Raw genomic sequence first — 25,783 nt, forward strand, 5'->3', positions numbered from 1 at the left:
CGGGGATCAGCCTATCGAGATCCGGCCGCAGGCCCGAACCCGCCGCCCACGGAACGTAGGGTTGACCCATGCGAAACGGCTCCATCCCCGGCTCTTCCGGACGCGTACGGCCCATGCGGCTGCTCGGCGACCCGGGGCTCGGCACCCCCTGCGAGGACGTCACGGACTTCGACGGCGACCTCGCGCAGCTCGTCGAGGACATGTTCGCGACGATGTACGCCGCCGCCGGCGTGGGCCTCGCGGCCAACCAGATCGGCGTCCCGCTGCGCGTCTTCGTCTACGACTGCCCGGACGACGAGGACCGCCGCCACCTGGGCCACCTGGTCAACCCCCGGCTCGTCGAGGCCGACGGCGTCACCGTCCGCGGGCCGGAGGGCTGCCTGTCCGTCCCCGGCATCGAGGCGGGCACGCCGCGCTTCGACCGCGCCGTCGTCGAGGGCTTCACCGTGGACGGCGCCCCGGCGCGCGTGACCGGCACCGGCTTCTTCGCCCGCTGCCTGCAGCACGAGTGCGACCACCTCGACGGCGGGCTCTACCTCGACCACGTGACGGGGCTGCGCCGCCGCCGGGCGCTGCGGGCCGTACGCCGTGCGCCGTGGGCGGGGCGCACGGAGGCGCAGCCGGAGCCGGCCCGTACGGCGTAGGGCGTACGGGCGGCCGGCCGCGGCACGCGTCAGAAGCCCGGGCCGCCCGGCAGGTCGCCCGAGGAGGCGAGCCGTCCCCACAGCAGGTCCGCGAGGTGGCGCACCAGGTGCTCCCGGGGGAAGGGGCGCTCGCGCAGCCACCAGTCGCCGGCGGCGTGCATCATGCCGACGATGCCGTGGCCCCAGGCGCGCGACAGCTCGTCGCTGTCGGGACCGAGGTCGACGCGCTCCGATATGACCTGGGCGAGCTCCTCGCCCATCCGCCGCAGCAGGGGAGCGGAGTGCCGCCCGACGTCGAAGCCCTGCTCGGAGGGGTGGCCCTCGTCGGCGGGGTGCATCAGGAAGCGGTAGACCTGCGGCCGGGCCTCTATGGCCGCGAGGTAGCTGTCGAGCGTCCGCTCGACGCGGTCGCGGCGCTCGGCGGGGGCGTCCAGCGCGGCCCGCAGCCCCACGAGCAGCGCGTCGGTGTGCCGGGCCGCCAGGGCGCGGTAGAGCCCGCCCTTGTCGCCGAAGTGCCGGTAGAGGATGGGCTTGGTGATGCCCGCCTCGGCCGCGATGGCGTTCATCGACGCACCGGGCCCCTCGCGCAGCACCACCCGGTCCGCCGCCTCGAGCAGCTCCTTGCGGCGCCGCTCCGCCGCATGCTGCTGGTCCTCCCGCTGACTGGTTTCCATATGACCTGCCTCCCCGCCCCTGTGATTCCTGACGCCTGCGCAACGTAACACCCGCTCCACCCAGCGAATCCGGGAGGCGGGACGGTTGACACTACTACCGGTCGGTAACATACTCATGTTACCGCGAGTAAGGGTTTTCCGCAGGGGTGGGAGAGGCCATGGCCGAATTCACGATGGAGCTCAACGAGGACCAGCGGGGGGTGCGCGACTGGATCCACGGCTTCGCGGCCGAGGTGATGCGCCCGGCCGCCGCCGAGTGGGACGAGCGCGAGGAGTTCCCGTGGCCGGTCGTCCAGGAGGCCGCCCGCATCGGGCTGTACTCGCTCGACTTCTACGCCCAGCAGTTCTTCGACCCCACCGGCCTCGGCGTCCCCATGGCCATGGAGGAGCTCTTCTGGGGCGACGCCGGCCTCGGCCTCGCCATCACCGGGACCGGGCTCGCCGCCATCGGCGTCCTCACCAACGGCACCGAGGAGCAGATCGGCACCTGGCTCCCGCAGATGTACGGCGACGCCGACGACGTGAAGATCGCCGCCTTCTGCTCCTCCGAGCCGGACGCGGGCTCGGACGTCTCGGCCATGCGCACCCGCGCCGTCTACGACGAGGCCAAGGACGAATGGGTCCTCGACGGGACGAAGACCTGGGCGACGAACGGCGGCATCGCGAACGTGCACGTCGTCGTCGCGGTCGTCGACCCCGGGCTGGGCGCGCGCGGCCACGCCTCCTTCGTCGTCCCGCCGGGCACCCCGGGGCTCTCCCAGGGGCAGAAGTTCAAGAAGCACGGCATCCGCGCCTCGCACACCGCCGAGGTCGTCCTCGACGGCGTCCGCCTGCCCGGCCACTGCCTCCTCGGCGGCAAGGACAAGCTGGACGAGCGCCTGGCCCGCGCCCGCGAGCGCGTGCGCACCGGCGGTGCCCGTACGCACAACGCCGCCATGGCCACCTTCGAGGCCTCCCGCCCCACGGTCGGCGCCCAGGCCGTCGGCATCGCCCGCGCCGCGTACGAGGTGGCGCTCGACTACGCCCAGACGCGCCACCAGTTCGGCCGGCCCGTCATCGACAACCAGGGCGTCGCCTTCCAGCTCGCGGACATGCGCACCCGCATCGACGCGGCCCGGCTGCTGGTGTGGCGCGCGTCCTGGATGGCCAGCGCGGGCAAGCCCTTCACCGCGGCGGAGGGCTCGATGTCCAAGCTGTTCGCGGGCGAGACGGCGAAGGCCGTCACGGCCCAGGCCATGCAGATCCTCGGCGGGAACGGCTACACGCGCGAGTATCCGGTGGAACGGATGCACCGGGATGCGGCCATTTACACCATTTTTGAGGGCACGAGCGAGATCCAGCGGCTGGTGATCGCCCGTACGATCTCCGACGTGCCGATCCGGTGAGCCCCGGCCCGGCCGGACCGACCACCTGACCGCCGGGGGGCGTGGGGCGTGCTTCACCATCTCGAACTGTGGGTGCCCGACCTGCAGCGCGCCGAGAAGAGCTTCGGCTGGCTGCTCGGCGCCCTGGGCTACACACCCCACCAGCACTGGGAGAACGGCCGCAGCTGGCGGCTCGGCGCCTTCTACCTCGTCGTCGAGCAGTCGCCCGCGCTCGCGGCCGGCACCCACGAGCGATGCCGGCCGGGCATGAACCACGTCGCCTTCCCCGTGGAGAGCCGGGCTGCCGTCGACGCGCTCGTGGAAGAGGCCCCGGAGCACGGCTGGCAGCTGATGTTCTCCGGCAGGCACCCGTTCGCCGGCGGGCCCGACCACTACGCCGCGTACCTGGAGAACGAGGACGGCTTCGAGGCCGAACTCGTCGCCGCCGGGGTTTGAGCACCCGTCATACCCACCCCGGCAAAAAAGATTCCGCCGAACCACAGATTTTTCTGTTATCCGCATCGCGCCCCCAGGTCTCCCATGCGTAAGACCGCCGATGCGGTGGAGCGGAAAGAGGTGGGCGGAACGTGAACTTGGACAGCACGGCCGGTGTGGTCGAGGCGGCGCGCGGCGGGGACGACGCCGCGCAGGACCAGCTGGTCGCAGCCTGCCTTCCGTTGGTCTACAACATCGTCGGCCGCGCCCTGAACGGGCACGCGGACGTCGACGACGTCGTGCAGGAGACCATGATCCGGATGGTCGGCGGCCTGCACGCCCTGCGGGACCCCGAAGGGTTCCGCTCGTGGCTCGTCGCGATCACCATGAACCAGATACGCAGCCACTGGCGCAAGGAGCTCAAGGACCGCAAGGACGCGCCGTCCGGCGGCCTGCAGGAGGTCGGCGAAGCCGCCGCCCCCGAGCCCGACTTCGTCGAGTGGTCGATCATCCGCCTCGGTCTGCAGGGACAGCGCAGACAGGCCGCGCAGGCCACGCGCTGGCTCGACGGCGACGACCAGGTCGTCATGGCCCTGTGGTGGCAGGAGGCCGCGGGCGAGCTGAGCCGCGCCGAGGTCGCCGCGGCCCTGGGCCGCTCGCCGCAGTACACCGCCGTCCGGGTCCAGCGCACCAAGGGCCAGCTGGAGACCGCCCGCGTCGTCGTCCGCGCGCTCGCCACGGACCCGCGCTGCCCCGAACTCACGGACGTCATCGGCGACTGGGACGGCGCGCCGAGCCCGCTGTGGCGCAAGCGCATCGCCCGGCACGCGCGCGGCTGCGCGGAGTGCGGCGGGCACTGGTCCGCGCTCGTGCCCGCGGAAGGGCTGCTGGCCGGCCTCGGGCTCGTCCCCGTCGGCGCCGCCCTGCTCGCCCGGGTGAGCGGAGCGGTCCCCGGCGGCCCCATGACGGCCTGCGCCGCCAACACTCCCGCCACTACTCCCGCCACCGCTCCCGGCAGCGCCTCCGCCGGGGCCCCGGAGCCGTCTGGGGAGGCGGCACCACCCGGGGAGCAGGCGCCGGGCACCCCCGCCGACTTGGGGCGCCTGGCGCGCCGGGCCGTCGTCGCCGCCGGTGTCGTGGCCGTCGTCGTGGGCGGCACGCTGGGCGGCCCGCACCTCTTCAACGCCGCGCCCGAGAGCGCCCGTCCGCAGACCCCCGGCGCCCCGGTCCAGGTCGTCCCGGTCACCGCCGGCGACCCCGCGCCGGCCGGACCGGACCGCACCGACGCCACGGCCGTCGCCCGCTCCGACACCGACGGCCGCGCCCCCGTGCGCGCCTCCGCCCCCGCCGTACCGCCGGCCCCGGCACCCGTCGCGACCCCCGCCGCGGCCAAGAGCCCCTCCAGGCCCGCCGCCGAGAAGCAGACCGCCCCGAGCGCGCCCCCCGCCGGAACCGGAGCCGGAGCCGGAGCCACGCCCCGGCGGACACCGCCGCCGGCCGCCCCGGGCGCGGGCCCCGCCCAGGAGGTCGTCCGCATCGTCAACACCGAACGCGCCAAGGCCGGATGCGGGCCCGTGCACTTCAGCGCCGAGCTCGTGGCCGTCGCCCAGCGCCACACCGGCGACACCGCCTCGCGCACCCCCGCCGGCCAGTGGTCCGCCTTCGCCCGCCGGGCGGCCGTGCCCGGCCACCACTGGAGCTCGTACGGGGTGAACGCCGCCACCGGGCAGAGCAGCGCCTCCGCCGTCGTGTCCGTGTGGATGAACGACCCCGGGCACCGCCGGACCATCCTCAATTGCGCCTACACGGAGCTGGGCGTCGGCGTCTCCTTCGCCTACGACGGCCCGCGCTGGATGCAGGTCTTCGCGGCGCGCTGAGCGCCGCCCCGAGCCACCCCCCTCCGCCGGGCCGGCCAGCGCCCCGCCCGGCCGTTCCGTAACCCCCACCGATAGGAACTCCTTTGCCGCGCAAACACTCCCACCGCCGCAGCAGAACCGGTCGCCGCGTGATACTCACGGCGGCCGCAGCCGCCGCGGCCGCCGGAATCGCCTTCGGCGTCCTGAGCACCGGATCCGCCACCTCCACCCCGGGCCCGCAGCCGGAGGCGGCGAACGCCCCCGCCGCGCAGCCGGTGCAAAAGAAGCCGCCCGCCCCCCTCACCTCGACCCCCCGCGCCGACAAGCAACGCGGTCTCGTCTACGACGGCCTCAAGCCCGCCCCCAAGGGCGACCGCTGCGTCGGCGTCTACAGCGTCTCGCGGGCCGGCCTGTGCACCCACGGCCCCGACGCCCCGCCCAAGGGCGTCGACATCACCAAGGACACCCCGCCCGTGGCGGGGAAGACGGCCGCCCCCTCCTCCCTGACCGGTGACGGCGCCCAGGCACCCTCGGCCTCCGAGGCCCTCGGCGGAGCGCCGTCCGTGGTCGACGCCCGCAAGGGCGGCGTGGCGGCGGCCGCCGCCACGGGCCCGGGCACGCCCGCGAACCCGCAGGCGGGCTCCGGCTCCAAGGTCGTCTGCGAGGGCGACGGTTCGAGCGGCAACCGCGTCCAGGTCCTGTACGTCCACGCACCCGGGCGCGACCGGTTCGGCCAGTACGCCGCCTCCTTCAAGCAGTGGGCGGCCGAGACCGACGTCATCTACAACGCCAGCGCCAAGGAGACCGGCGGCGAGCGGCACGTCCGCTACGTCACCGAGGCCGACTGCACCGCCTCCGTCCTGAACGTCGAGGTCTCCGCGGGCGACCTGCAGGAGTTCGGGGCCATGAACAACGCCCTGGCCGCCAAGGGCTTCAACCGCCGCGACCGCAAGTACATGGTCTTCGCCGACGCCCAGGTCTACTGCGGCATCGGCACCTTCAACGGCGACGAGCGGCCCGGCCAGGACAACCTCAGCAACTTCGGCCCGTCCTACGGCCGTACGGACTCCGGCTGCTGGGGCGGCAGCACCCCCGCCCACGAACTGGGCCACAACCTCGGCGCCGTCAACAACAGCGCCCCGCACACCAGCAGGGCCGCGCACTGCGTCGACGAGTGGGACATCATGTGCTACTCGGACGCCCCGCACTACCCCAAGATGCAGGTCCTGTGCCCCGAGCGCACGGGGGACCAGCGGCTGGACTGCGGCCACGACGACTACTTCCACACCTCGCCCAAGCCCGGCAGCTACCTGGCCACCCACTGGAACATCGCCAACAACCGCTTCCTGATGGCGGGCGGGGGCAGCACGAACCCCGACCCCGGCCCCACGCCGACCCGCACCCCCGACCCGACGCGGCCGCCGGCGGCCGGGCCCGACGCCCAGGTCAGCCAGATCACCCCGAACTCGGCCGTCGTCAGCTGGCCGAAGGTTCCCTCGGCCACCGGCTACGACCTGCTGGTCAACGGGAAGAGGACGGCCGACGTGAAGGACGCCGTCGTCCGCCTCACGGGCCTGGCCCCCGGCACCTCCTACAAGGTCGCCCTCGCCGCGCGCGGCGCCGACGGCAAGGCCTCCGCACCGGGCCGCGCCGCGTCCTTCCGCACCCTCTCCACCGACGGCGGCTCCACGACCCGGCCGGGCACCGCGTACGTGATGGTCAACGGCCTCACCGGCGAGGCCCTCGACCTGTGGGGCGGCTCCGCGGCGGACGGCACCGTCGCCATCGCCTACCAGCGCCACGGCTACGCCAACCAGCAGTGGTCCTTCGAGAACGCCGGCGGCGGCGCTCTGCGCGTGAAGTCGGTCCAGAGCGGCAAGTGCCTCCAGCTGGGCGGCGGAGACAGGCCTGTGGCCGGCCAGTACGTGGCCCAGCAGCCCTGCCGGGACACCGCCGCGCAGAAGTGGCGGCTGAACGCCGCAGGCGGCGGGTCGTACGTCCTGCAGCCCGAGGGCTCGTCCCTGGTACTGGGCATCAGCAAGCGCTCGTACTACGGCGGCCGCCTGCTCGAACTCCAGCAGAAGAACGACCAGGGATACCAGAGCTGGACCCTGTCGAAGGCCGCCGCCTCCTGACGGCCGCCCATTGAACCGGGCCGGCGACCGCTGCTTCTTCTTCCCCCCCCACCGGCGGTCGCCGGCCCCTTCTGCCCCGCCCCTCCCGACACCCCCTGAGGAACCGTCACGATGAAGCTGCGCCCCACCACCCTGGCCCCGGCGCTCGGATGCGCCGCCGCCCTGCTCGTCCTGGGCACGCCCGGAACGGCCGCCGCGCACGGCGACACCATCCACTTCGCCGTCGGCGGCGAGCAGCGGGGCGGCCACGTACGGACCGTGGCGACCTGGGAGAACGACGGCGACCCCGTGGACGAGCCCGTCGCCGGCACCCTGACGGCCACCGGCCCGGACGGGCGCACCGCGGGCCCGTGGCAGCTCGTGGCCGCCGAGGGCGGGAAGGGGGCCTACACCACCCGCGAGACCCTGCCGGAGGGCACGTGGAAGGTCGTCGTCCACTGCGGCTTCCCGGACCTCGGCCACGGGGAGGGGACGGTCACGGTCGCGGCCGGGACCGCGGAGGCCGGGCACGGTCCTGCTCCGGCCGGGAGCGCCACCGCGTCGGAGCGGTCCGCGCCGGCCGGCCCGGCGGCCGCCCGGCGGGAAGCGGTGCCCACGGAGGCCGAGGAGACCGCGCAGGCCCCCGCGTCCTCCTCCCGTACGGGCCTCGTCGTCGGCGCCTGCGCGGCCGTCGTCGTGGCTGCGGCCGCCGCGGTGCTCCTGGTGCGGGCCAGGCGCTCGCGGAAGGCCGCCGTCACCAAGTGAGGGTCGGCATCACGGGGTGAGGACCAGCCGGATCGGGTCGCCCTCCTTCTTGCGGAGCCGCTCGACCCCGGCGGCGGCCTCCGCCAGCGGCAGCGTGCCGCTGATGGAGCGGCCGAGGTCGAGGCGGCCCAGGCGGGCGAGGGTGACCAGTTCGTCGACGTGCCCGGGCTCCGAGCCGTAGTGCCCGAGGATCTGCTGGTGCCGGACGCTGAAGGCGATGCTGTTGCCGACCGTCAGCGGCCCGGGGCCGAGGCCGACGAGGACCAGGCGGCCGTCCGCCGCCAGACAGCCGGCGGCCTGCTCGCGCACGGCGGGCACCCCGGCAGTGTCGAGCGCGAGGTCCAGCCCGTGGCCGTCGGTCGCCGCCAGGATGCGCGCGCGCAGGCCGGGGTCGGCGGGGTCGAGGGCGAGGTCGGCGCCGAAGTCGAGCGCCCGCCGCCGGGCCGCCTCCAGGGGGTCGACGGCGATGACCGGCGCGGCCCCGACGAGGCGCAGCAGCTGCACGGCGTGCGCGCCGAGGCCGCCCGTGCCCCACACTCCCGCCGGGCGGGCGGCGCGGGCCCGGCCCGTCAGGGTGATCGCGGACCACGGCGTGGAGACGGCGTCCGGGATGATCGCGGCCTGCTCGAACGGCAGGTCGTCGGGGAGGGCGACCAGCGTGTGGTGACCGGCCAGGGCGTACTCGGCCCAGCCGCCGTCGTAGTCCACTCCGCGGGTCAGCAGGCGCAGGCACGGCGCGGTGAAGCGCTCGCAGGAACGGCAGGTGCCGCAGCGCTCGCCCGCCTGCAGCAGGACGCGGCGGCCCACGGTCCACTCCGCCGGCACGCCGGGGCCCAGGGCGTCGACGACGCCGGCGGTCTCGTGGCCGAGCGTGATCTTGTCGGCCTGTGTGCGGACGGGCTTGAGGCTGCCGTCGATGAGGTGCACGTCGGACAGGCAGATGCCGGCGGCCTCGACCTTGACGCGGACCTGCCCCGGCCCCGGCCGGGGGACGGGTATCTCCTCGACGGCGAACGCGCCGGAGCGCAGGTCGAGTCTTCCGGCGAGCATCGTGTCACTCATGGCAGGGGCCTCCCGGCTACGCGTTCAGGGACGACAGGAACTCGAGGAGCTCGGCGTTGACTTCCTCCGGCCGCTCCTGCTGCGTCCAGTGACCGCAGCCCGGCAGGGTCACGCTGCGGCGCAGCCCCGGCACCGTCTCCTCCAGGGACGCCAGCAGCCGCTCCATGCCGGGGAAGGCCCGGACAGGGTCGCGGTCGCCCCCGACGTACAGCGCGGGCACCTCGATGCGGAGGCCGTGGAAGGGCGCGAGGAGCTCCCAGTTCCGGTCGAGGTTGCGGTACCAGTTCAGGCCGCCGGTGAAGGCGCGGTCGCCGTGCGCGGAGAACTCGCGCACGAAGACGTCCACGTCCTCATCGGTGAACCAGCCCGGCAGCTCCTCGGGCTCCGCCATCGTGTCCAGGAGCGTGCGGCCGGCCGGGACGACCCACGGGCGCGGCGGGTCGGTCTGCGGGCTGTCACCCGAGCCGCTGAACAGGATCCGGCGGAACGACGTCGCCGGATCCCGCGCCAACTCCGCGTCGGCGACGCCGGGTTCCTGGAAGTAGAGCTGGTAGAAGCCGTCGCCGAACACGGAGCGCAGCGCCGGCAGCGGGGCCGCCGGGCCGTGCGGCTGCGGCGGCACGCTCAGGCCGGCCACGCCGCGGACGACGTCGGGCCGCAGCAGCGCCGTGGTCCAGGCGACCGGCGCGCCCCAGTCGTGCCCGACGACGACCGCGCTCTCCTCGCCGAGGGCGTGGATCAGGGCGATCACGTCACCGGCGAGGTGCAGCAGGCTGTACGCGCCGGTGTCGTCCGGCTGTTCGCTGCGCGCATACCCGCGCTGATCGACGGCGACGACCCGGTACCCGGCTCCGGCCAGCGGCCCGAACTGGTGCCGCCAGGAGTACCAGCACTCCGGGAAGCCGTGCAGCAGGACGACCAGGGGCCCGCGCCCCTGCTCGGCGATGTGCAGCGTTACTCCGTTGACCTCGACGAAGCGGTGCTCGACCGAGCTGGTCATGGTGTCCTCCCGGGGGCGTCACGCCGACGTACTCCACAGTAGGGGGCGGCTTCCCCGCGGCGGGCGAGACGTTGACCACTCGGCCGGTCCGCCTCAGCCGTCGGGGTTGGCCTCCAGACAGGTCAGTTCGATGTCGTCGATGATGGCCTCGTTCGTCTGGCCCTTCAGGTGCGCGACGTTCTCGATGCCGACCGCCATCCACCCCGACAGGCTCATGACGAGCACCCGCAGCCCGTCCGTACCGTGCTTGGCGAGCACCCGGTCCGCCACCTTGAGCGCTTCTTCGGGCACCCGTTCCGCCGGTTCGAGGCCGACGATGGTGCGCATCAGCCCGATGGTGGTGTGCGAGATCTCCGGTGCGATCGCCCGCAGCCTCCGGTCCTCTTCCTCGTCCACGTGTCCTCGATTCGTCCGTCAGCCGGTCACGTGCAAGCACCCTAGGTGGCCGCGCGCGGCGGCCGCAGCCCGAACACCAACGGGTGATCGCTGCTACGGGTGAATCCCGGTCAAGAAGCTCCCAAGTGGCCACCGGCGATGCTCGGAACGCCCTCAGAGGGCGCGGCGCCGGGCGGCCAGCGCACGGCCGAACTCCCGGAGGAACATCCGCAGCGCGGGACCGGCCGAAGGGCGCGCCGGCCCCCGCAGCAGGCCGCAGCCCTTCGCCGCCGCGGCGTCCGCAGTGAGCACCTCCAGCTCAACCATCGCCCGCACGAACGGACGGTCCACCGGTGAGGTGAGGCCGGCCAGGCGGCGGGCGGCCAGCAGGTCGTGGCGCGCGCGGCGCAACTGACCGGCCAGGAGCACCCGTACGGCCGGGGTGTCGCGTGCCGACTCCAGGTCGCCGCGGGAGACGCCGTGCTGCTCCAGGGTCTCCCGGGGGAGGGCCAGGCGCCCGCCCTCCAGGTCCTCGGCGAGGTCGTTGACGAAGTCCAGGCGCTGGCTGCCGTCGATGTACGAACGGCAGGCCGCGCGGTACGCGCCGGGGTCGGTGCCCGGGTCGAGCAGGCCGGCGACGAGCATGAACGCCGGCAGCGAGTAGGCGTCGACGTAGTCCTGGTAGGCGCCTTCCGTCGCGAACCCGGTGAAGTCGAGATCGGCCGGCGCGGCCTTCAGGAAGTCCTCGACCGCTCCGGTGAGCCCGGGCCGGGCGGCGACGGTGTGGAGCACCGGCCGGATCACCGGATGGTCCGCGCGCCCGCCGGCCAGGGCCTCGCGTACGTCCTTCTCCCACACGGCGTAGGCGGAGGCGCGCTCGGCCAGGGTGCTGCCGCTGTCGAGCACGTTGTCCGTGTGGTGCATGAACGCGGTCATGGCGATGACGTGCGGGACGGTCGCGCCGGGCAGCAGCAGCCGGACCGCCGCGTAGGCGTGGCGCCGGTAGCGTGCGACGAGGTCGCGCTGCCGCGTGTAGTCGTCGCGCAGTTGCCGGTCATGGACGCCGGCGACGTCGAGCGCCTTGTTCCACGTGCTCGTCATGGATCCCTTTTCCCATCGGCTGGTTCCGGCCGCTGCGGGCCACGGAGGACTGTACGTCGTGGGCGCCGGCAGGCGTCGGTTCGCAGGCTCTCCGGGATTGTCAGTGGTCACTGCCAGGATGCGCAGCATGGAACCGTGGCTTCTCACCGACGTCGAGCGCGCCGTCCGCAGCAGCTGGGGCGCCGACACGTGCACCCCCGAGTACCGGTCTCGCTGGACCCCGGACAATCCGGCGCGCGATCAATGCGGCGTCACCGCGATGGTCCTCAACGACCTGCTGGGCGGTGAGCTCATCCGGGGCGAGGTCCGCGTCGACGGCGTGCAGACCGACTTCCACTGGTGGAACCGGCTCGGCGAGGGCGTGGAGATCGACCTCACCCGCGAGCAGTTCTCCCCCGAAGAGATCGTCACCGGCGGCCTGGTCATACCGCGCCCGCCCGAGATCAAGCGCCTCCGCGAGGAGTACGAGCTCCTGCGCGAACGCGTCCTGGAGAAGCTGCGGGCGGGCGCGGCCGCGCACTAGGCGCACGGGCGTCCCTCGGCCAAGGGGTGCCGCGTGCACTCCTCGGCCGGCTCCTCCGCGTGGCCGGGAGGTCCTCGCCCGCCTACAGGCGACGCGGCCCGATCATGGCTGGTTCGTCCCTGTGTTCACCGCCGTGCGGAGGTGAGGCTGATCCCGACCGGTCCTGCGGACGAGAGGAGCACCTGTGCACAAGGAAACGAGCCAGGAAGCGAACGAGGAAGCGACGCGCAGCTACTACGACTCCGGCGACGTGGACGCCTTCTACGACGCGGTCTGGGGCGGCGAGGACATCCACACCGGCATCTACACCCGCCCCGGCGAGCCGATAGCCGAGGCCTCCCGCCGTACCGTCGAGCGGGTCGCGGACCGGCTCGCCGGCGGCCTCGGCCCCGGCGGCACCGTCATCGACCTCGGTTCCGGATACGGAGGGACCGCCCGCCGGCTCGCCGAGCGCTTCGGCTGCCGCGTCGTCGCCCTCAACCTCAGCGCCGCCCAGAACGAGCGGCACCGCGCCGTCAACGCCGAGCGCGGCCTCGCCGGTCTCGTCGAGGTCGTCACCGGGTCCTTCCACGACATACCGTTCCCCGACGGCCACTTCGACGCCGTGTGCTCCCTGGAGGCCTTCTGCCACAGCAATGACCGGCCGAAGGTGCTGAGCGAGGCGGCCCGCGTGCTCAAGCCCGGGGGCGTGCTGGCCTTCACCGACCTGATGGCCGCCGAGGACGCCCCCGCGGAGGCGCTGCGCCCGGCCGTCTCCCGCCTGGGCGTGGACGCCCTGGCCACCGTGTCCTTCTACCGCGACCGGCTCGCCCGCCTCGGCCTGTCCGGCGTCGGATTCGACGACCACAGCGGCCAACTGGTCAACCATTATGTTCGGCTGACCGAGGAGACGGCGGCGCGCGCGGCGGAGCTCGGCGGGCGCATCGGCGCCGCCTACCTCGGCCACCTGCAGGAGAACCTGCCCGTATGGGTGGACGCCGCGCGCCGCGGACGGCTGCAGTGGGGCGTCCTGTACGGACGCCGTCCGTAACCAACCGGCCACGGTCTGGCTCAATCGGCCTTCTCCCGCTGATCCATACCCGCGAGTAGCGTGCCCGGGCGCGGGGGTCTCTGGGAGAAGGGCGTTTGCATGTTCTATTGCGCGTTCAAGGCCGTGGTGCTGGTCCCGCTGCTGCGGTGGCTCTTCCGGCCGAGGGTGGAGGGGCTGGGACGGGTCCCGCAGCACGGCGCGGCGATCGTCGCGGGCAACCACCAGTCGTTCACCGACCAGTTCCTGATGGGCGTGACCCTCCGGCGCCGGATCAGCTTCCTCGCCAAGCAGGAGTACTTCACCGGCCGCGGCATCAAGGGCAGGCTCGCCGCCGCCTTCTTCCGCGGCCTCGGCGCGATACCCGTCGACCGCTCCGGCCGCGGCGCGGGCCAGGCCGCCGTCGAGGAGGGCGTGAAGGTGCTCGGCCGCGGCGAACTCCTCGGCATCTTCCCCGAGGGCACGCGCTCGCACGACGGACGGCTGTACAAGGGCAAGGTCGGCGTCGCCGAGATGGCCATCCGCTCCGGCGCGCCCGTCGTGCCGTGCGCGATGATCGGCACGTTCGAGGCCCAGCCCGCGGGGCGGCGGCTGCCGCGCCTGGTGCCCGTCACGGTCCGCTTCGGCGAACCCCTGGACTTCTCCCGCTACGCGGGCATGGCGGACCAGCGGCACGTGCTGCGCGCGGTCACCGACGAGATCATGTACGCGATCCTGAAGCTGTCGGAGCAGGAGTACGTCGACGTGTACGCCGTCGACGCCAGGGCCCGGCTGAGCGCCCTCGGTTCGGGCCCGGCCGGCGCCGAGGTCCTGGGGAGCACGCGGTTCGCTCCCGGCCCGGACCGCGCGGCTCCCGGAGAGGACCGCACCGCGGCGTAGGGACGCACATCCGTGGGGGCGGGCGCGCCGGGCGGCCGGCAGGAGATCCGCCGGACCGCGCGGCCGCGCCCTCCGGCGCCGGCCGCCGTCCGTCCCCCGGGCGGGCCCGCCTCCGCCCGCCGCTCAGACGAGCCACTCGCCGTCGCGCATCAAATGGCGGCCACGGAGCTCGGGTTCCTCGTGCCACGCCTGCACGGCGCGCGGCACCACCTTGAAGTAGGCGTACGCGCCGCCCTCCTTGCGGGGGTCCCAGCCCGAGTTCCGGGCGAACGCGTCGGCCGCCGCGGCCGGCACCTCGTGCGTGCCGTACGTCTCGACGTCGCCGTCGATCAGGACGACGTCGCGCGTGTGCCCGAGGGCGAGCCGGGCCCGGCCGCCGTCGCGCAGGTTGCGGCCCGTCGGGTTGGCCGGCCGGGTCGACATCCAGATCGCCTCCCCGTCCCACAGGAACCACAGCGGCACCAGGCACGGCACCCCGTCGGCGCCGGCCGAGGCGACCCAGATGTCCAGCTCCCGCCCCAGCCGCTCCAGGACGTCCCGCTTGCGCTGCGCTCCGCTGCGGATCCCGGGCGTCCGCGGGTCCCGTGCCGCCTCCGGGGTCTGCCCGTCCTGCCCGGCCGGCTTCGATTCGATCTTCATGCCCGGACGCTACCCGCACGGGCTTCCAGGCGCCTCGGGCTGTGGCCGTAGGGCCGTCGACCGACCCGGCCCGGGCCCGTAGGCTGCCCGCTCATGAACGACGACGTGCGCAACATCGTGCTGGGACTGGTCGTCAGCGGGATCAGCGCCGCCGCGGGCTGGTTCGTCAGGACCCTGCTGTGGCGGCGCCAACTCCGGCGCAAGCAGATCTTCTTCGGCCTGCCGGCGGGCTCGGAGTGCCTGCTCGTGGTCAACCAGGACCCGACCGCGACCGGCTGGGGCGTCGCGCGGCACGACGCCTTCGCGCTGCTGGAGATATCCGCGCTGATCAAGGAGTGCGGGGCGCACGCGGACATCGTGGTGCACGACGCCGCCCGCCAGGGGATCGGCGTGCGCACCGAGTTCTGCGTCGGTGCTCCCGTGTCGAACCGGCGCACCGAGGCCCACCTGCGCTCGCTGCTGCCCGGCGTTGCGGTGGCCACCGGCCACGGCGGGCCGGAGGAGGGCGCGCTCACCGTCGGCGGCGAGACGTACCGGGTGGACAAGGGGAAGACCGAGTACGTCCTGCTCGCCCGGCTGACCGGGCCCGGCGGCAGCCGGCCGGTCTTCCTCGCCTCCGGCCAGCGCAGCGTCACCAACCAGGCGGCCATAGGGTACCTGGCCCGGCACCACAGACGGCTCGCCCACCGTTACGGGCTCGACGGCACGTTCTGCCTCCTGCTGAAGGTCGTGAACTCGGACGCGTACGGGCCGGACATGGTGGAACTGGTCTCCGACGTCACCGCGGCGGCCACCACCACGCCGTCCCCCGCCCGCTGACCGCAGCCCCGTTCCCCGCCGGGGGCACCCGATCCGGCGGTGCGGGCGGTGCGGCGGTCCCCTGAGTGCCTGCCCATGTACCCGTACGCGCGGTGAGCCGTCACCGGCCGGTGCGCGACTCGTCGGGGAACACCCTCGTGACGATCTCGCCGTCGGCCGTCAGATAGCCGTAGAGCATGCCCTCGCTGCTGTGCGGGGCGGCGAGCACCCCGTCGGGGCCGAGTGCGATCACGCCGCCCGTGCCGCCCAGCCGGGTGAGCCGCTCGTGCACCACTTCGTGGGCGGCCGCGGCCACGTCCCTGCCTCCGAACTCGATCAGGTGCGAGATGGTGGACGTGGCGGCACCGCGGATGAACACCTCGCCGTGCCCGGTCGCGCTGGCCGCCACCGTTCCGTTCTTCGCGTACGTCCCTGCTCCCACGAGAGGGGAGTCGCCCACGCGGCCGGCCATCTTGTTGGTCATCCCGCCCGTGGAGGTCGCGGCGGCGAGGTCGTGCTTGCGGTCGACGGCCACGGCGCCGACCGTACCCATCGCGGACTCGCCGACGGCCTTGCTGCCGACGGCCCTCCCATCGACGGCTTTCCCGCTCGCGGACGGCGAAGTTCCGCCCCTGCTCTGCTCCTTGGCCTTCATGAGGCTGTCCCAACGCGCCTGCGTCCAGTAGTAGTCCTGGGTGACCGCCGGCAGGCCGTTGCGCACGGCGAAGCTGTCGGCGCCCTCGCCCGCCAGCAGCACGTGCGGCGTGCGCTCCATCACGAGGCGGGCGGCGGAGACGGGGTTGCGCACGTGGCGCACGCCGGCCACGGCACCGGCCGCCAGGTCCGAGCCGCGCATGACCGACGCGTCCAGCTCGTGCCCCGCGTCCTCGGTGAACACCGCGCCCTTGCCCGCGTTGAACAGGGCGTTGTCCTCCAGCGACCGCACGGCCGCCTCGACCGCGGCCACGCTGCCGCCGCCGTCCCGCAGAACCTTCCGGCCGGCGCGCAGGGCGTCGGCCAGCCCGTCGCGGTAGGCCTTCTCCGTACGGGCGTCGGTGTCCTCCCGCCGCAACGCCGTACCGGCGCCGCCGTGCACGGCCAGCACCACGTCGGTCGCCTCCGGCCGGGGAGGGGTCCCTCGGCCGGGGCCGGCGGCCACCGCGGCGGCATCCTCCGGCCGGGCCGACGGCTGCGACAGCGCGGGCAGTGCCACCGCGACCGCCACCAGGGCGGTGATTACGGGAAGGATCCAGAGTCTCGAACGCATGCGCATGGGCCTCTCTCCTTCGCTTTCGCGATCCGGGCTCGCTGCACGGGGCGTTCGCCGGTCCGGGCGCGCACGTAATCCGGATGCGCACGCCGCGCTCGCGCGGCTACCCTCGGCCCCATGTCTACGCCCCGCATTTCTTAGCTCAAGGACCCCACTCCACGCCACCCGTGTGTCCTTGAGCTGTTCCGGAGCGTAATCCCATGATCACCGTTCGCGGTGCCGGCATCCGTGCCGGCGCCCGCCTCCTGATGTCCGACGTCTCCTTCCACATCGCCCCCGGCGACCGCATCGGCCTGGTCGGCCGCAACGGCGCCGGCAAGACGACCCTGATGAGGACCCTGGCCGGCGAGCTCCGGCCCGCCGCCGGAGACATCACCGTCACCGGCTCCCTCGGCTACCTCCCGCAGGACGCGCAAGCCGCCGACCCCGCCACCCTCCTCACCGACCGGATCCTCTCCGCCCGCGGCATGGACCGGGCCGTCCGCGCGCTGCGGGCCGCCGAAGACGCCATGGCGAAGGCCGGCGGCGCGGCCGCCCAGGAGCGGGCCATGGCCGCGTACGCCCGGGCGGAGGCCGACTTCCAGGCCCGCGGCGGATACGCCGCCGAGGCCGAGGCCGCCCGCGTCGCCGCCGGGGTGGGGCTGCCCGCCCGCAGCATGGGCGAACCGCTGGGCGCCCTGTCCGGCGGGCAGCGGCGGCGGGCCGAGCTGGCCCGCATCCTCTTCGCCGGCCACGGCACCCTGCTGCTCGACGAGCCGACCAACCACCTGGACGCCGACGCGACCGCCTGGCTGCGCACCTTCCTGACGTCCCACCAAGGCGGACTGGTGCTGATCAGCCACGACACCGGCCTGCTGGCCGACACCGTCAACCGCGTCTTCCACCTCGACGCGCACCGCGCCACCGTCGACGTCCACAACACCGGCTGGAGCGCGTACCTGGCCCGGCGCGGGGCCGACGAGCGGCGCCGCACCCGGGAACGGGCGAACGCCGAACGCAAGGCGGCCGCGCTGCGCACCCAGGCGGACCGGATGCGCGCGAACGTCGCGACCGCCGTCGCGGCGAAGAACATGGTCCGCCGCGCCGACCGGATGCTCGCCGCCCTCGAACCGGCCCGCCGGACGGAGCGGACGGCCCGGATCCGGCTGCCCGAGCCCGCCCCCTGCGGGCGCACCCCCCTGGGAGCCGTCAGCCTCGTCAAGGCCTACGGCGGCCGGAGCGTCCTCGGCGGCGTCGACCTCGCCGTCGACCGGGGCAGCCGCCTCGCCGTCCTCGGCCTCAACGGCGCCGGCAAGACCACGCTGCTGAAGATCCTCGCCGGGCGCGAGGCCCCCGACAGCGGCCGCGTCGTCCACGGCCACGGCCTGCGCCTCGGCTACTTCGCCCAGGAGCACGAGACGCTCGACCCCGCGCTGACGGTGCGGCAGAACCTGGCCGCGGCCGCTCCCCATCTGAGCGACGGGGAGGCCCGGCACGTGCTCGGAGCCTTCCTCTTCGGCGGCGACGACGCCGACAAGCCGGCCGGGGTGCTCTCCGGAGGCGAGAGGACCAGGCTGGCCCTGGCCGGCCTGGTGCACTCCGGCGCCAACGTGCTGCTGCTGGACGAGCCGACCAACAACCTCGACCCGGCCTCGCGCGACGAGGTGCTCGGTGCGGTCGGCGCCTACCCCGGCGCCCTCGTGATGGTGACGCACGACGAGGGCGCCGTCGAGGCGCTGCGCCCGGACCGGGTCCTCCTGCTGCCGGACGGCACGGAGGACCTGTGGGACGACGGCTACCTGGATCTGGTGTCCTCGGCCTGAGACCGGCATGCGGGTGGCGCGGCGGCGGGTCGCGCTCGGCGGGAGGCCGCGTGGCCTCCCGCCGGGTCACGGGCTTGCGGGCTTGAGGGTCACGGGCTGCGGGTCACGGGCTTGCGGGTCACACGGGCTTGCGGGCCTCGATGAGGAAGCGCGCCGAGCGGGCGACGAAGGGGCCTTCGGCCGTGATGCGTTCGTGCAGTTCGCGCAGCCGGTCGCGGTACTGGCCGACGGTGAACCCGGGGACCATCCAGATCACCTTCCGCAGGAAGTAGATCACCGCGCCGACGTCGCGGAACTCCATCCGCAGCGTCTCGGCGCGCAGGTCGACGACGCCGAGCCCCGCGGCCTCCGCGTCCCGCCGCTCGTCGTCGGGGTGGCGCCTGCGCCGCACCTCCTCCGGCTGCGGGCCCAGGAAGTACTCGACCAGCTCGAAGGCGCTGGCCGGGCCCACGTGCTGCGCCAGGTACGTGCCGCCCGGCCGCAGCACCCGGGCGATCTCCTCCCACCACACGGTCGCCGGGTGACGGCTGGTCACGAGGTCGAACGCCTCGTCGGCGAAGGGCAGGGGAGGCTCGTCGGCATCGGCGACCACGACCGCCCCGAGGGGGTGCAGCAGCCTCGTCGCCTTGGCGACGTTGGGCGGCCAGGACTCCGTGGCCACCATCGTGCGGGGCAGCTTCCGCGCGCCGGCGAGGACCTCCCCGCCGCCCGTCTGGATGTCGAGGGCCGCGTCCGCGAGGGCCAGGCGCTCGCTCATGGTGCGCTGATAGCCCCAGGAGGGACGCTCCTCGGTGGCCCGGCCGTCCAGCCAGGAGAAGTCCCAGCCGGCCACGGGGGCGGCCTCGGCCTCGGCCACCAGGTCGTCAAAGCTTCGTGACATATCAGAAGTAATACCGCAAAGAGCATCAATAGTCTCCAGAGATTCCTGGAGGGCATTCACCACCGGAGGCACTCGTTCCCGGTGGCGCACGGCATGGGAACGGGCATACCGCGAACAGACGTGCGTGTCGCCGTGCGGTGCGGCGCGCACCCCCACCCCCCAGCCCCGAGGAGTCGTGATGGCCTGGTATCCGGGCGCCACGAAGATGGAGCTCCAGCCGGAGTCGGACGACCAGCCGGCGATCCGTCCCACCCAGTTCATCCTGCACAGCGTCGGCGCGCCGTGGACCGCGCGCCGCCTCTACGAGTTCTGGCGCGACAGCACCAACCTCGAGTCGCACTTCGGCCTCGGCTACGGAGGCGACCTCGCGCAGTACATCGGCACCCAGACCCGCGCCGACGCCAACTACCGGGCCAACCTGCGCCCGGACGGCAGCGGTGCGGTGAGCATAGAGACCGCCTCCAACCTGGAGCACACCGACCCGTGGACCGGCCGGCAGGTCGACAGACTCGTCGAGGTCGGGGTGTGGCTGCACCAGTACCACGGCCTGCCGTTACGGGTCTGCCGCTCCTGGGACGAACCCGGATACGGCTACCACCGCCTGTTCCCGCAGTGGTCCTCGGGCGGTACGGCCTGCCCGGGCGACGCCCGCGTGGGGCAGTTCCACGACGTGGTCTTCCCCGCCATCGTGGCCCGGGCCTCCAGCAGGCCCGCCGACCCGAAGCCGGGCGGGGCGGCGCCGCGGACGCTCGGCGAGTACACCGACGCGCAGACCGCGCTCGTCCCCGGCGCGTGGACGACGCTCTCGGTCAACGGCGAGACCCTGATCAGCGGCGCGACGGCGTACACGGCCACGGTCTTCCTGACCGTGAGCGTCCCGGCGGGCAGTACGCTCCAGGGCCGCTTCTACCACCAGCGGGCGGACGGCTCCCGCTGGAACGGCCCGATCGTCGAGCGCATCGCGACGGTGGGCGCGTCCTTCGTCGACTTCACCCACCACGGGTCCGTCTCCGAAGGGGAGACCGTCCGCTTCGAGGCGTGCTACGACCCGCCCGCGCCGGGCGTGCGCGACCCGGGCACGGTCTCCACCTCGCGGGCGCGCGGCTTGTACTGGACCTGACCCGGCGTCGGGAGCCGGTTGCGGTTGTTCTGGTTCGGGCTTGCGGCGTCCTGGTTCGGGCTCGCGGCGTCTCGGGTCAGGATTGCGGTGCCTCGGGTCAGGCTTGCGGCGTCCCGGTTCGGGCTTGCGGCGCCTCGGGTCAGGCCTGCGGTTCCTCGGTTCGGGCCTGCGGTGCCTCGGGTCAGGCTTGCGGTGCCTCCGGCTCGGCGGGCTCGGCGATCAGTGCCGTGCCCGCGCGGCGGAAGCCGGCCCGGGCGTAGATCCGGGCCACGTCGTCGTCGCCGGCGGAGAGGAAGACGGTCTCCGCGCCCCTCGACCGCGCGTCGGCGACGAGGGCCGCGGTGACCGCGAGCCCCAGGCCCTGCCGGCGCATGGCGGGCAGCGTCCCGATGCCGACCAGTTCGGTGACCGCGCCGACGGGCTGGTGCATGCCCGAACACAGGGCCGTGTCCCCGCGGACGGCCGCGGCGGCCACCGTCAGGCCCGCGCGGATGCGCGCAGCCAGGCGGTCCGCCGTGCCGTCCCGGGCGGCGCGCCGCTCCGCCGCCGCCAGTTCCTCGGTGCCCGTGGTGCCCACCGCGGTGCCGAGCTGGGAGAAGGCGAGCGGGCCGAGGGCCGCCGCGCTCGGCAGCGCGGGGTCCTCCGGGCCGAGCAGCCGCACGGCCAGGCCCTCGGGCAGCGCCGGCACGGCCGTGGTGCTGCCCGGTTCGAGCACCATCAGGGGGTGCTCGTGCACGGTCAGCCCCGCCTCCTCGGCGGCCGCCCGCAGCGCGGGCGTCGTCTCGGCCACCCACTCGAAGCTTTCCGGAAGGCCGAGTTCGCGCTGGCGGGCCAGGACCCGCAGCACGTCGGCGGCGGTCACCGGCCCGGCGCCTGCCGGGCCCCGGGAGGGGCGGGCGTAGTACGGCCAGCCGTCCCCCTCGCGGACGAACAGGGTGAGCGGGCCGAAGTCCTCGGCCCGGGCGGTGCTGCGCGGCACGCTGTCGTAATAGCCCTCCAGCCGGTCGAGCAGCCCGGGGCCGGGAAAGTCGGAGGTCTGTGCGGAAGAGTCGGCAGAGATCACGACAGGCATCCAACACGCGCCGTGCGCCGTGCCGCCACCCCATTTCACCGCACCCCGGTCACGTACGCCCTGTAGTCACCTTCTGACGCGCTGCTACCTTGGGTGCGGTGTCGAAGAGACCGGATCACGCCACCAGCGCCGGAAACATCTCCCTCTCGCGCCGCCGTCTGCTGGGCTGGGCCGCCTTCGGCGCCGCCTCTCTCACGGGGGCGACCACGATCACGGCTGCGGCCGGACCGCGGCCGTCCGCACCCGGCCCGGCCGGAAGCGGCGCCTTCGTGCCGGCCGTGGTCGTCGGCACCGGCTACGGGGCGGCCGTCACCGCGCTGCGGCTGGCGGAGGCCGGCATCGGGACGCTGATGCTGGAGACGGGACAGCTGTGGAACCGGCCCGGGCCGGACGGCAAGGTCTTCTGCGGGATGCTCGACCCCGACCGGCGCTCCACCTGGTTCAAGAACCGCACCGAGGCGCCGATCGCCTCCTTCCTCTGGCTCGACGTCGTCAACCGCCCGGTCCAGCCGTACGCGGGCGTCCTCGACCGCGTGAACTTCGGGCAGATGGGCGTGTACGTGGGGCGCGGGGTGGGCGGCGGCTCGCTCGTCAACGGCGGCATCGCCGCGACGCCCCGGCGCTCCTACTTCGAAGAAGTGCTCCCGCAGGTCGACGCCGGCGAGATGTACGGCCGTCACTTCCCGCGCGCCCTCGCGATGCTCAGGGCGAACGAGGTGGCCGCGGACTGGTTCGAGCAGACGGAGTGGTACCGCTTCGCCCGGGTCGCGCGCGAGGCGGCCACGAAGGCGGGGATGAGGACGAGGTTCGTCCCCAACGTCTACGACTTCGCCTACATGCGGCGCGAGGCCGCGGGCGAGGTGCCGAGGTCCGCCCTGGCCGCCGAGGTCATGTACGGCAACAACCACGGCAAGCAGAGCCTGGACAAGACTTACCTCGCCGCCGCCCTCGGCACCGGCAAGGTCACCATCGAGACCCTGCACCGCGTCACGAAGGTCCGCCGCGAGAAGGACGGCACGTACGTCCTGACCGCCGAGCCGATCGACGCGGAGGGGCGGCGGCTCGCCCCCAAGGAGATCGGCTGCCGCTACCTCTTCCTCGGCGCCGGCAGCCTCGGCTCCACGGAGCTGCTCGTCCGGGCCCGCGACACCGGCACCCTGCCGGACCTCGGCGCGGAGGTCGGCGCGGGCTGGGGGCCGAACGGCAACGTCATGGCCGGCCGCGCCAACACGCTGCTGCACCCCACGGGCGCCCGCCAGTCGGCCATCGCCGCGACGTGCATCGACGACTGGGACGATCCCGCGGCGCCCGTCTTCGCCGACGTCGCCCCGCTGCCCGCGGGCTTCGAGACCGGGATCAGCATGTACCTGGCCGTCACCAGGAACCCCGAGCGCGGCACGTTCGTCCACGACCGCGCCACGGACCGCGTACGGCTGCGCTGGGAGCGGGAGCAGAACGCCCCCGCCGTCGCCGCGGCGAAGTCCTTCTTCGACCGGATGAACAAGGCGAACGGCACCGACTACCGCTACGACCTCTTCGGCCCGCGGCCCAAGGCCTTCGGGGACGACTTCTGCTACCACCCGCTCGGCGGCTGCGTCCTGGGCCGGGCCACCGACGCCTACGGGCGGGTCGCCGGGTACCGGCACCTGTACGTGAACGACGGGGCGCTGATCCCGGGCTCCATCGGGGTGAACCCGTTCGTGACCATCACGGCGCTGGCCGAGCGGAACGTCGAACGGGTCCTCGCCGAGGACATCGCGCGATAGGCCCGGGGCGTCGCGCGGCGGGCCGCCGCGCTGCCGGGGCGCCGGCACCGGGCGCCCCACCCCTGTACGTCGCCCCACCCCTGTACGTCGCCCCGCCCCCGTACGTCGCCCCGCCCCCGTACGACGTCCTACGACTGGACGTTCGTCCGCGCCTTCCCGTCGTGGGCGATCCAGTCCGTGAACGCGCCCTTGCCCGAGCCGCGCAGCCGCGCGCTGCTCAGCTTGTTGTCCAGGCCCATGACGACGACCGCGACCGCATTGCCCTTGGCGTCGAGCGCGACGCCGGGGACACCCCGGAACGGAATGCCGTCCTTGCCCCACGGACCCGGTCGGCCGGACCCGGCGGACAGCCGCACGCGGCCTTTGCCGTCGTGGTCGGTGAGCACGGTGGTGTTGCCGGCCTGTCCGACGGCGACGCGGCCGTGGCCGCTGAGCGGGTCGCACTGGGCCGAGACGCGCCAGCCCTTGTCGTCGCCGATCCGGTCGACGACGAGCACCCGGGAGGTGTTCGGCTGCCGCACGGCCATGCGCATGCCGCCGCTCGGGAGGGGGGCGAGGCTCAGCGGGCCGGTGACAGCGGGGAGCTTCGTCGGCTCGGCCGGCTGCAGCGGGCCGCCGGGGCCCTGCGACATCCAGTGGTGCACGGTCTTCGTGTCGGCGGCGACGAGGTGGATCCGGCCCTGGCTGTCGAGGGCCGCGTCGAGCCCGTCCTCGATCTTCACCCGGGGGTCGGCCGAGGGGAGCGTCTCCCACTCGGAGAAGTCCTTGCCGCCGGCGCCGCTGCGCCGGCTCACCTCGCCCTCGAAGGTGCGGACGAAGACGTGGACCGTGCCGTCGGTGCCGGCCACGGCGACCGGGTAGCCCATCTCCATCGAGCGGGCGGGATCCTGCTCGGGCGAGCCCAGCGACTCCCAGGGGCCGAACGACGGGGTGCCGCCGGAGTCGCCGCCGCTCTGCAGCGCGGTGACGACCTCGCGCCGGTGCGGCGTGTCCTTCGCGGGCAGCACCGTGCGTATGGAGAACAGCTGCAGGGTGCCGTCGGAGTGGCGCAGCGCCTGCACCTGGCCCTCCAGCATCGAGCCGCCGAGGGAGGTGGGGGTGGACCAGATGCCGCTGCCGGCCTTGGCCTCGGTCCAGCACTGCGCCGCACCGTCGAGGACCGCGAACGCCGCGAGGCGGCCGTCGGACAGCGGCTGCACCCAGCGCATCGTGCCGGGCGCGCGGTGCCGGCAGTTGCTCGACCAGCCGTGGTACTTCGTCCCGGAGGTACGGCCCACCTTGCGGTCGCCGCAGCCCGCGGTGTCGCCGCAGTCCTTGCCGTCGGCCCAGCCGTAGGTGTCGAGGAACTTGAGCTTGTGGTCGGTGGTGACCTTGTCGAGGTTGCTGGGGAGGTGGGTGACCTCGTAGCCGACGTAGCTGTCCACGGCCGTGGGCCGGGCGTGCTTGCGGCCCCAGTACTCGGCGAGCGCGGCCTGGGCGAAGAACGCGGACGTCGTGTGGTCCTGGTGGTCGTACTTGGCTATGCCGCGCAGGACGGGCGGGGTGTTCGGGAACTCCGGCGGCTTCGGCAGGTGCGTGGGGTTCGGGTCCAGGGTGCGGACGACGGTCGGCTGGTAGCGCTCGAATATCGCGACGAGGGTGTCGATGAGCTGCTTGCGGCCGTACTGGAAGGTGCTCCTGACCGGGCTGCCGGCCGGCCGGAGCGTCGTCAGCTGCGGGGTCGCCTCGAGCCACAGGCCGCGCAGGCTCTCCTTGCGCGGGTTGCGCAGGGTGCGGGCCTCGACCAGCTCCAGGAAGATCAGCTGGACCTGGGGGGCCGCGCGCAGGGTGTGCAGCTCGACCTGGATGCCGGGCAGGAGGGACAGGGCCTCCACGGTCCAAGGGCTGAGCCAGTCGCCGGTGGCCATCTGGGCCGTCGCCTCGCGGAAGCCGTTGAGCCGGGCGCGGACGAACTCGCCCCGCTTCTCGGGCAGCCGCTTGTAGCCGCGGGCGCCCGACAGCTCGTTGCGGCCGTCGGACTCGCCGCCGGTGAGACAGACCGTCACGGAGGGGCCGCCGCCGAGGATCGACTGCTCCAGCTCCGGGTTCATGAAGTAGAGGGAGTCGTCGGGGTGGGCGATGACGTGGACGAACGACTCGGACGTCGTGGCCTTCGCGGGGCGCACCGGGGCGCCGTCCTGCGTGGCCTTCTTCTTCGCCTCCGGGGACAGCCACTGCCAGGCACCCACCGCACCGGCTCCGACGACGATGCCGCCGCCCGCGACCTGGAGTACACGTCGGCGCGGTATGTGCCCAGGCACAGGTTTCCCCCCACTCTCCTGCGCGTGATGCGCGGGTAGAAAAGCAAAGGGGCGATTAGAACTAATCGCCCATGGATCATGAGTTCGATCCTATGACCGGCAACCTGCTGTTTCCCCGCTGTTTTGTAACAGCCGTACGTCGGCCGCATGTAGTTTCGTAGGCGGTTGCGCAACACCGCCCTACGGGCGTGCCAGGGTGACCGACGGTCGCGTGGCGGTAGCGGAGCGGCTTATGGAAAGCGCCGGTCCGGTCCGTTCGGGGAGCTGCTCACGGAGCTGTGCCGGGGCGGCCCCGGGACCGGTCCGCGGCGGACGCC

The 25,783-nt window shown here is 73.9% G+C and carries 23 protein-coding genes; 13 read left to right on the forward strand and 10 right to left on the reverse strand.

All coding sequences use genetic code 11. The features are described 5' to 3' along the window. The first annotated feature begins 68 nt into the window (after positions 1-68). A complete protein-coding gene (def, locus tag AS857_RS02725; RefSeq protein ID WP_058041482.1) occupies positions 69-644 on the forward strand; it encodes a peptide deformylase in 576 nt (191 codons plus the stop codon). 29 nt (positions 645-673) lie between these two features. Here the strand turns inward: def and AS857_RS02730 are convergent, their stop codons facing one another. Next, positions 674-1,318, reverse strand: a complete 645-nt coding sequence (locus AS857_RS02730; protein ID WP_058041483.1) for a TetR/AcrR family transcriptional regulator — start codon at positions 1,316-1,318, stop codon at positions 674-676. A 158-nt stretch (positions 1,319-1,476) separates the two neighbouring features. Here AS857_RS02730 and AS857_RS02735 point away from each other — a divergent pair, with 158 nt between their 5' ends. The 5 genes from AS857_RS02735 (at position 1,477) to AS857_RS02755 (ending at position 7,852) form a co-directional block, all read left to right on the forward strand. Beyond that, positions 1,477-2,703, forward strand: coding sequence for an acyl-CoA dehydrogenase family protein (locus AS857_RS02735; RefSeq protein ID WP_058041484.1), 1,227 nt, complete (start codon positions 1,477-1,479; stop codon positions 2,701-2,703). 48 nt (positions 2,704-2,751) lie between these two features. Next, entirely contained in the window at positions 2,752-3,138 is a 387-nt protein-coding gene (locus AS857_RS02740) for a VOC family protein (RefSeq protein WP_058041485.1), read from the forward strand. A gap of 131 nt (positions 3,139-3,269) precedes the next feature. After that, positions 3,270-4,994, forward strand: coding sequence for a sigma-70 family RNA polymerase sigma factor (locus AS857_RS02745; protein WP_063804145.1), 1,725 nt, complete (start codon positions 3,270-3,272; stop codon positions 4,992-4,994). Positions 4,995-5,122: 128 nt separating this feature from the next. Further along, positions 5,123-7,108, forward strand: a complete 1,986-nt coding sequence (locus AS857_RS02750; RefSeq protein ID WP_245699556.1) for an RICIN domain-containing protein — start codon at positions 5,123-5,125, stop codon at positions 7,106-7,108. Positions 7,109-7,219: 111 nt separating this feature from the next. Further along, positions 7,220-7,852 (forward strand): hypothetical protein, encoded by a 633-nt coding sequence (locus tag AS857_RS02755; RefSeq protein WP_058041487.1) that lies wholly within the window; start codon positions 7,220-7,222, stop codon positions 7,850-7,852. A 9-nt stretch (positions 7,853-7,861) separates the two neighbouring features. On the opposite strand, the gene AS857_RS02760 is transcribed toward AS857_RS02755, so the two are convergent. The 4 genes from AS857_RS02760 to AS857_RS02775 all read right to left on the reverse strand — a co-directional run bounded on the left by AS857_RS02760 (position 7,862) and on the right by AS857_RS02775 (position 11,390). Then, positions 7,862-8,914: a zinc-binding dehydrogenase gene (locus AS857_RS02760; RefSeq protein WP_058041488.1), complete on the reverse strand. Its 1,053-nt coding sequence runs from the start codon at positions 8,912-8,914 to the stop codon at positions 7,862-7,864. 16 nt (positions 8,915-8,930) lie between these two features. Next, positions 8,931-9,914 (reverse strand): alpha/beta fold hydrolase, encoded by a 984-nt coding sequence (locus tag AS857_RS02765; RefSeq protein WP_058041489.1) that lies wholly within the window; start codon positions 9,912-9,914, stop codon positions 8,931-8,933. A 93-nt stretch (positions 9,915-10,007) separates the two neighbouring features. After that, complete coding sequence (locus tag AS857_RS02770; RefSeq protein ID WP_058041490.1) at positions 10,008-10,310, reverse strand: hypothetical protein; 303 nt, start codon at positions 10,308-10,310, stop codon at positions 10,008-10,010. Between the two features lie 153 nt (positions 10,311-10,463). After that, a complete protein-coding gene (locus tag AS857_RS02775; protein WP_058041491.1) occupies positions 10,464-11,390 on the reverse strand; it encodes a phytoene/squalene synthase family protein in 927 nt (308 codons plus the stop codon). Positions 11,391-11,517: 127 nt separating this feature from the next. On the opposite strand from AS857_RS02775, the gene AS857_RS02780 reads away from it, so the two are divergent. The 3 genes from AS857_RS02780 to AS857_RS02790 all read left to right on the forward strand — a co-directional run bounded on the left by AS857_RS02780 (position 11,518) and on the right by AS857_RS02790 (position 13,819). Further along, positions 11,518-11,913: a YunG family protein gene (locus tag AS857_RS02780; RefSeq protein WP_058041492.1), complete on the forward strand. Its 396-nt coding sequence runs from the start codon at positions 11,518-11,520 to the stop codon at positions 11,911-11,913. A 184-nt stretch (positions 11,914-12,097) separates the two neighbouring features. Further along, positions 12,098-12,943, forward strand: a complete 846-nt coding sequence (locus AS857_RS02785) for an SAM-dependent methyltransferase (protein ID WP_058041493.1) — start codon at positions 12,098-12,100, stop codon at positions 12,941-12,943. Between the two features lie 99 nt (positions 12,944-13,042). After that, a complete protein-coding gene (locus AS857_RS02790) occupies positions 13,043-13,819 on the forward strand; it encodes a lysophospholipid acyltransferase family protein (RefSeq protein WP_079110012.1) in 777 nt (258 codons plus the stop codon). A gap of 123 nt (positions 13,820-13,942) precedes the next feature. Here the strand turns inward: AS857_RS02790 and AS857_RS02795 are convergent, their stop codons facing one another. Then, positions 13,943-14,458, reverse strand: a complete 516-nt coding sequence (locus AS857_RS02795) for a pyridoxamine 5'-phosphate oxidase family protein (RefSeq protein ID WP_058041494.1) — start codon at positions 14,456-14,458, stop codon at positions 13,943-13,945. Between the two features lie 93 nt (positions 14,459-14,551). Between AS857_RS02795 and AS857_RS02800 the strand changes: the two genes are divergently transcribed. After that, positions 14,552-15,277, forward strand: coding sequence for a hypothetical protein (locus AS857_RS02800; protein WP_058041495.1), 726 nt, complete (start codon positions 14,552-14,554; stop codon positions 15,275-15,277). A gap of 100 nt (positions 15,278-15,377) precedes the next feature. Here the strand turns inward: AS857_RS02800 and AS857_RS02805 are convergent, their stop codons facing one another. Beyond that, on the reverse strand, positions 15,378-16,523 hold the full coding sequence (locus AS857_RS02805; protein ID WP_245699557.1) for an isoaspartyl peptidase/L-asparaginase family protein: 1,146 nt from the start codon (positions 16,521-16,523) through the stop codon (positions 15,378-15,380). Positions 16,524-16,726: 203 nt separating this feature from the next. Between AS857_RS02805 and AS857_RS02810 the strand changes: the two genes are divergently transcribed. Next, entirely contained in the window at positions 16,727-18,328 is a 1,602-nt protein-coding gene (locus tag AS857_RS02810) for an ABC-F family ATP-binding cassette domain-containing protein (RefSeq protein ID WP_058041497.1), read from the forward strand. A 118-nt stretch (positions 18,329-18,446) separates the two neighbouring features. Here AS857_RS02810 and AS857_RS02815 read toward each other — a convergent pair whose 3' ends face one another. After that, positions 18,447-19,208, reverse strand: coding sequence for a class I SAM-dependent methyltransferase (locus AS857_RS02815; protein ID WP_058041498.1), 762 nt, complete (start codon positions 19,206-19,208; stop codon positions 18,447-18,449). 178 nt (positions 19,209-19,386) lie between these two features. On the opposite strand from AS857_RS02815, the gene AS857_RS38510 reads away from it, so the two are divergent. Further along, on the forward strand, positions 19,387-20,328 hold the full coding sequence (locus AS857_RS38510; protein WP_107105491.1) for an N-acetylmuramoyl-L-alanine amidase: 942 nt from the start codon (positions 19,387-19,389) through the stop codon (positions 20,326-20,328). Between the two features lie 181 nt (positions 20,329-20,509). On the opposite strand, the gene AS857_RS02825 is transcribed toward AS857_RS38510, so the two are convergent. After that, positions 20,510-21,391: a GNAT family N-acetyltransferase gene (locus AS857_RS02825; RefSeq protein ID WP_338058240.1), complete on the reverse strand. Its 882-nt coding sequence runs from the start codon at positions 21,389-21,391 to the stop codon at positions 20,510-20,512. A 107-nt stretch (positions 21,392-21,498) separates the two neighbouring features. Here AS857_RS02825 and AS857_RS02830 point away from each other — a divergent pair, with 107 nt between their 5' ends. Next, entirely contained in the window at positions 21,499-23,166 is a 1,668-nt protein-coding gene (locus tag AS857_RS02830; protein ID WP_245699558.1) for a GMC oxidoreductase, read from the forward strand. Positions 23,167-23,294: 128 nt separating this feature from the next. On the opposite strand, the gene AS857_RS02835 is transcribed toward AS857_RS02830, so the two are convergent. After that, positions 23,295-25,466: a PIG-L family deacetylase gene (locus AS857_RS02835; protein ID WP_058041500.1), complete on the reverse strand. Its 2,172-nt coding sequence runs from the start codon at positions 25,464-25,466 to the stop codon at positions 23,295-23,297. Positions 25,467-25,783: the final 317 nt, after the last annotated feature.

It is taken from the genome of Streptomyces roseifaciens (genome assembly GCF_001445655.1).
Classification (GTDB): Bacteria; Actinomycetota; Actinomycetes; order Streptomycetales; family Streptomycetaceae; genus Streptomyces; species Streptomyces aureoversilis.